The sequence below is a fragment of the Flavobacterium sp. genome, assembly GCF_043779715.1.
Taxonomy (GTDB): domain Bacteria; phylum Bacteroidota; class Bacteroidia; order Flavobacteriales; family Flavobacteriaceae; genus Flavobacterium.
The window spans coordinates 1-5862 of record NZ_JAYWDT010000236.1 but is presented as its reverse complement, the minus strand read 5'-3'; the positions used below and the strand labels follow the sequence as shown (position 1 = coordinate 5862).

5 protein-coding genes and 1 pseudogene are annotated in these 5862 nt (G+C 32.6%); 3 read left to right on the top strand and 3 right to left on the bottom strand.

Annotated elements, in window-relative coordinates; all coding sequences use genetic code 11:
• The 3 genes and pseudogenes from ACH2BG_RS11355 to ACH2BG_RS11345 form a co-directional block, all read left to right on the top strand.
• A pseudogene (locus ACH2BG_RS11355) lies at window positions 1–152 on the top strand (gliding motility-associated peptidyl-prolyl isomerase GldI); the annotation flags it as partial.
• Window positions 153–178: 26 nt separating this feature from the next.
• Window positions 179–1273 (top strand): peptidylprolyl isomerase, encoded by a 1095-nt coding sequence (locus tag ACH2BG_RS11350; protein ID WP_395047809.1) that lies wholly within the window; start codon window positions 179–181, stop codon window positions 1271–1273.
• 19 nt (window positions 1274–1292) lie between these two features.
• Window positions 1293–2465, top strand: a complete 1173-nt coding sequence (locus ACH2BG_RS11345) for a peptidylprolyl isomerase (protein WP_395047808.1) — start codon at window positions 1293–1295, stop codon at window positions 2463–2465.
• A gap of 75 nt (window positions 2466–2540) precedes the next feature.
• On the opposite strand, the gene ACH2BG_RS11340 is transcribed toward ACH2BG_RS11345, so the two are convergent.
• From ACH2BG_RS11340 to ACH2BG_RS11330, 3 genes are all read right to left on the bottom strand, one after another.
• The gene (locus ACH2BG_RS11340; RefSeq protein ID WP_395047807.1) at window positions 2541–2978 is read right to left on the bottom strand and encodes a hypothetical protein; all 438 of its coding nucleotides are present in this window, start codon (window positions 2976–2978) and stop codon (window positions 2541–2543) included.
• Between the two features lie 126 nt (window positions 2979–3104).
• Window positions 3105–5345 (bottom strand): M1 family metallopeptidase, encoded by a 2241-nt coding sequence (locus ACH2BG_RS11335; protein ID WP_395047806.1) that lies wholly within the window; start codon window positions 5343–5345, stop codon window positions 3105–3107.
• A gap of 121 nt (window positions 5346–5466) precedes the next feature.
• Window positions 5467–5748: a hypothetical protein gene (locus tag ACH2BG_RS11330; RefSeq protein ID WP_395047805.1), complete on the bottom strand. Its 282-nt coding sequence runs from the start codon at window positions 5746–5748 to the stop codon at window positions 5467–5469.
• Window positions 5749–5862: the final 114 nt, after the last annotated feature.

Below are 5862 nucleotides of genomic sequence, written 5' to 3'. Positions count from 1 at the left end.
TGCAAAAAGGCGAAAAAGTAACATTTTTATTTCCATCACACATGGCATTTGGGTATCACGGCGACAACAAAAAAATAGGAACAAACGAACCGCTAATTTGTACAGTAACCTTAAATGACATTAAACCATTTTCAAAGACAACTGAAAATTAAAATTAATTAACTATATTTTTTTAACAATGAATAAAATAACAAAATTAGTATTAAGCCTCACAGCATTAGTATTGTTTTCATGCAACCCACAACACGATAAATTATCTGATGGTCTTTATGCCGAAATAGAAACTGATAAAGGCAATATTTTACTACAATTAGAATTCGAAAAAACACCCGTAACCGTTGCAAATTTTGTTGCACTTGCCGAAGGAACAAATACTTTGGTAAACGAGAAATTTAGCGGAAAACCTTTTTATAACGGATTAAAATTTCATAGAGTCATTGCCGATTTTATGATTCAAGGTGGAGATCCTGACGGAAATGGTTCTGGTGGTCCAGGTTACAAATTTAAAGATGAATTCGTAGAAGATTTAAAAATGGATAAAGCAGGAATTCTTGCTATGGCAAATGCTGGTCCTGAAACTAACGGAAGTCAATTTTTCATTACTCACAAAGAAGCCAATTATTTGAATGGTCGTCATACCGTTTTTGGACATGTTGTAGAAGGTCAAGATGTTGTAAATAAAATAGCTCAAGATGACGAAATTATTAAAATAAAAATTATCCGAAAAGGAGAAGCTGCAAAAAAGTTTGATGCACCAAAAGTTTTTAGAGATTATTTTGAAACACAATTAGTTACTAAAAAAGAAAACGATGCCAAATATGCAAAAGTAATAACCGATAGAGTGGCTTATTTTGCAACTATTAAAGCCAAAGCTACAAAAACAGAATCAGGATTAATGTACATTATTGTTAGTAAAGGAAAAGGAAAAAAACCCGTAGCAGGAACAACTTTCTTTTTTCATTACGCAGGTTTTTTTGAAGATGGAAATCTTTTTGATACCAGTTACGAAAATGTAAGTCGTGATTTTGGAAAATTTGATGCAAACAGAGCCGCGCAAAACGGATACCAACCATTTCCTTTTGAAGCTGGTAAAAAAGACGGTATGATTCCAGGATTTATTGAAGGATTAGAAAAAATGTCCTTTGGAGACAAAGCCGTTGTATTTATCCCTTCTAATTTAGGTTACGGAGCTCAAGGTATGGGAGGCGTTATTCCTCCAAACACCAATTTGATTTTCGAGTTAGAAATGTTAGAAAAAATGCCAAGTAAATAATATAAATATTTTAAAAAAGATGAAAACGAAATTAAACTTATTATTAGTATTTCTTTTAGTTATAGCAAATGGTTATGCCCAAAAAGGAACAAAAACTACAACTGATGGAATATTTGCAGAATTTGATACCTCAAAAGGGAAAATTATTGTGCAATTAGAATATACAAAAACACCTATAACAGTTGCAAATTTTGTATCCTTAGCAGAAGGTACAAATACTATTGTAAAAGCAGATTTGAAAGGAAAACCTTTTTACAACGGATTAAAATTTCATAGAGTAATTGCCAATTTCATGATTCAAGGTGGTGACCCTTTAGGAAATGGTTCTGGAGATCCTGGATATAAATTTAAAGATGAAATTACCGATTTGAAACACACACAAGGAGGAATATTATCGATGGCAAATTCTGGTCCAGCAACAAACGGGAGTCAGTTTTTTATCACACACAAAGACACGCCTTGGTTAGACGGAAAACATACCGTTTTTGGAAGTGTAGTTTCTGGAATGGATGTAATAAATAAAATAGTACAAGACGATGTTATAAATAAAGTTACTATTTCTAGAAATGGTGCTGAAGCCAAAAAGTTTAATGCTTCAAAAGTTTTTGCAGATTATTACGCAACTAAAGGTGATGAAGACAAAAAACAAGCCTTATTAGATGCCGAAAAAAACAAAAAACAAATAGAAGCTGCTGCAGAAGCTAAAAAAGTTTACATGAAACAATATGGTCCAGTTATGGCTGCAAAAGTAGCTTCGTTAGCAAAAACAAGGACTACAGCTACAAAAACACCATCAGGTTTAGAATATACTATTGTAAAAGGAACGGGCAAAAAACCAGTTGACGGAACAACAATATATGTGCACTATGCTGGTTACCTGGAAGACGGAAGCCTTTTTGACAGTAGTTATGAAGACGTAAATAAAACTTGCGGAAAATTTGACCAAAACAGAGCAAACCAAAACGGATATGCACCATTTCCTTTCCAAGCAGGAAATAAAGGCGGATTAATCCCTGGTTTCCTTGAAGGTTTAAATTTACTGTCGTTTGGCGATAAAGCTACTTTCTTTATTCCTTCAAACTTAGGTTACGGAGAAAAAGGTGCTGGTGGAGTAATTCCTCCCAACGCTAATATTATTTTTGAAGTAGAAATTTTGGAAGCTATAGCTAATCCTCCTGCTGTAAAACAATAAGGCTTAAAAGTTCAAATAAAAAAGGGAGCAAAATATAAATTTTGCTCCCTTTTTTTATTATCTCAATCGGTTTGTTTATCCTTTAAACTTCCAATCGAATTCATCCTTGTCGTTTATTGTTGCTCCAAGTTCAAACCGAATTACTTCTTTGTATTCGACCTGAAAAATCACCCAATTACTTTCGTTAAAATAATTATCGACCGTATCAAAATTTTCTATTTCAAGAGATTTTATTCCTTTACTTATTACATTTTTTTCGACTTCATCGATTTGTTTTCCAATTATTTTTTCGGAAAACAATTCTAAATCAGGATTCGAACTTATCATATAACCCAATTTCAAATTCTCATCTTCATAAAATGTAAGTCGCAATTTTTTATCGTTATACAAAAAAATAACATTATTCTCCTCGTCTTTGTATTGCTTGTCAGGATTACCATAAATAGCTGTAACATCTTTTTGCTTCATGCCAAAAATGAGTTGGTCGATTCCTGTTTTTGGGTTTATTTTCATATTGATATTTTATGCAAATGTAATCTTAATATTTAAAATTTAGATAAGCTTTTAAAGCTAAAAATATTAGTATAAAAAAATGCAGGCAATTTAGTTGCCTGCATTTTTAATGAATAGTATAAAGAATTATTTGTCTTTTGTAAACTCGAAATTTTGTCCGCCTACACTTAGCTTGAATCCAGTTTTCAACTCGTTAAACTGTACCGTTAATTGAGCTTGTTCGAATGTAAACTTACCGTTCCCAAGGTTATCTAATGGAACTGATGGTTGTCCTGTAGCATTTATAACGATTGTATCGTCTTCTGGAGTAAAGTTAATCTTAATAGGAATTTGAGTGCTTGAAAAATTTCCTAAATAAGCATCTAAATTCATTCCTTTTTCTACTCCGTTTTTAGCATTAGTCCAAACATTATTCTCAGGATTTACATCTGGAAAAACGTGATTAGGATCTATAGTAATACTTTCTAATTCTTCGGTAGAATTATGTTTGAATGTCCATGATTTGTTACGTTGCCAGATTTCTACTGGTAATGTTATTCTAGAAGTTGCTCCACTTTTGGTTTTAACTTCAATAATAACAGGCATTGGCATTTTTTCTAAATTATCTACTGTGATTAAAGCTCCTTGCTTTGCATCATTTTTCACGTATTTTACTTTAGTAACTGCTTGATCTAGACGCCAGTTATTCATAAACCAACCTCTCCAAAACCAATTTAAATCTTCTCCGGAAACATTTTCGATAGTTCTAAAAAAGTCGTCTGGAGTTGGGTGTTTGAATGCCCATCTTTCAACGTAAGTTCTAAATGCTTTATCAAATCTTTCTTTACCTAAAATTTGTTCACGTAACATAGTTAGTCCTACTCCTGGTTTTGTGTAAGCTAAAAGTCCTAAATTTGCTTCTTTTAGTCCGTCTGGGGCAGTATAAACTGGTTCCGTATCAGGATTTGTAAGCATTCCTGCAGTTTGATGCATATTCATCGCAGGTTGTTTGTATTCTCCTTTGTTAAAATCTTCAGCACTTAACGAATTTATGAATGTATTAAAACCTTCATCCATCCAAGCGAATAATCTTTCGTTAGAACCTACAATCATTGGAAACCAAATGTGACCAAACTCGTGATCTGTAACGCCCCACAAATCTAGTCCTTTAGATTCCCAGCTACAAAAAACGATTCCTGGATATTCCATTCCGCCTTCATTTCCTGCTACATTTGTTGCTGCAGGATAAGGATATTCGTACCAACGTTTAGAATAATTTTCGATTGATGCTTTTGTATATTCTGTAGATCTTCCCCAAGCATCATTACCATTACTTTCTACTGGATAAGCAGAAATGGCTAACGATTTTTTGCCGCTTGGTAAGTTAATTTTAGCTGCATCAATAACAAATGCTGAAGAAGAAGCCCAAGACATATCACGGGCATTTTTAATTTTAAATTTCCAAGTCAAAGTTTGTTTTCCTGCTGGACGAGAGTTAGCATTTGTAACTTCATCAGCAGAGCGAATCATAACGGTTTTTTCGCTCAATTTTGCAGCTGCCCATCTTTTTTGTTGTTCTGCAGTGTAAACTTCTGTTGGATTTAGCAATTCACCCGAACAAACTACAATATGATTTGCTGGTGCTGTAATGGCTACATCTAAATCTCCGTATTCTAAATAAAACTCTCCTGCACCTAAATAAGGTAATGAATTCCAACCTTTTACGTCATCATACACACACATCCTAGGATACCATTGTGCAACAGTATATATTTTTCCGTTTTTAGTTTCTAGCACTCCCATTCTGTCTGAACCATAAAAAGGAGAAACAAACGAATAGTCTATTTTAAGTTTTACAGTTGCTCCATTTGCTTTAAGCTCTTGTGGCAAATCTACTTGCATTCTAGTATCTACAATGGTAAACTTCGCATCACTTTCGATAGATTTTCCGTTTGAAGTTGCTATAACTTTGATAGATTTAATTTTGTAACCACCGTCAAAATTTTCACCTTTAGCACCATTTCTACTTCCTTTTGTAGGAATAATAGCGTTTCCACGTGAGTCTTTTTTGAAAAGATTTTGATCTACTTGCATCCAAAGAAACCCTAATTTATCTGGACTATTATTTGTATAAGTTACTAATGCAGTTCCTGAAATTTCATTTTTAGCTTCGTTAAGTGATGCTGTTAGTGAATAATCGGCTCTGTTTTGCCAGTATTTTGAACCTGGTTGACCGCTTGCCGAACGAGTTTCGGTAGCATTTTTTGTATAAAAACCTGGTGCAAAAGCATCGCGGTAGTTATAATTTGTTACTTGTTGTGCAGAAATTATATTACTTCCGAAAAGTAGTGCGGAAATAAATAATCCTTTAATCATGTTTAATTTCATATTCGATTATTTTTTGATTGTTAAAATTAGAGTACCTTTTTACTTTTTTGTTACAAAAAAATGTAAAAAAAAGACATCAATATAATTGATGCCTCAAATTTAGGTTATATATATATAGAATTTATATCGATCTATATATTCTGTTTATAGGAATTACAACACCTTTTTTTAGGATAACTCTTTTGTCGGTTACTCCCCAAATGGTGGTTTCGACCACCTTTTTTGAGTGATCATCTTCAAAATAAATTTTAATTTTTGAGTGTTCTAAATTTCCTAACGAAAGAGCTCTGTCTAAATCTGAGTTTCGCTGGTTTATTGCTTCATTGTCTTCTAGGACATCTATCTCAGGAAAGTGAAGGTTTTCAATAGCTTCTTTTTCTATAATTTCAAAATTTGCATTCATAATTTGATTGTTATTTCGTTAATGATATATTTTGAGGTATTATAAAATTAGTGAATTTTATTTAAAAAATCACAAAATTAAAAACGGATTACAAAAAAAAATCTCTCCTTATTT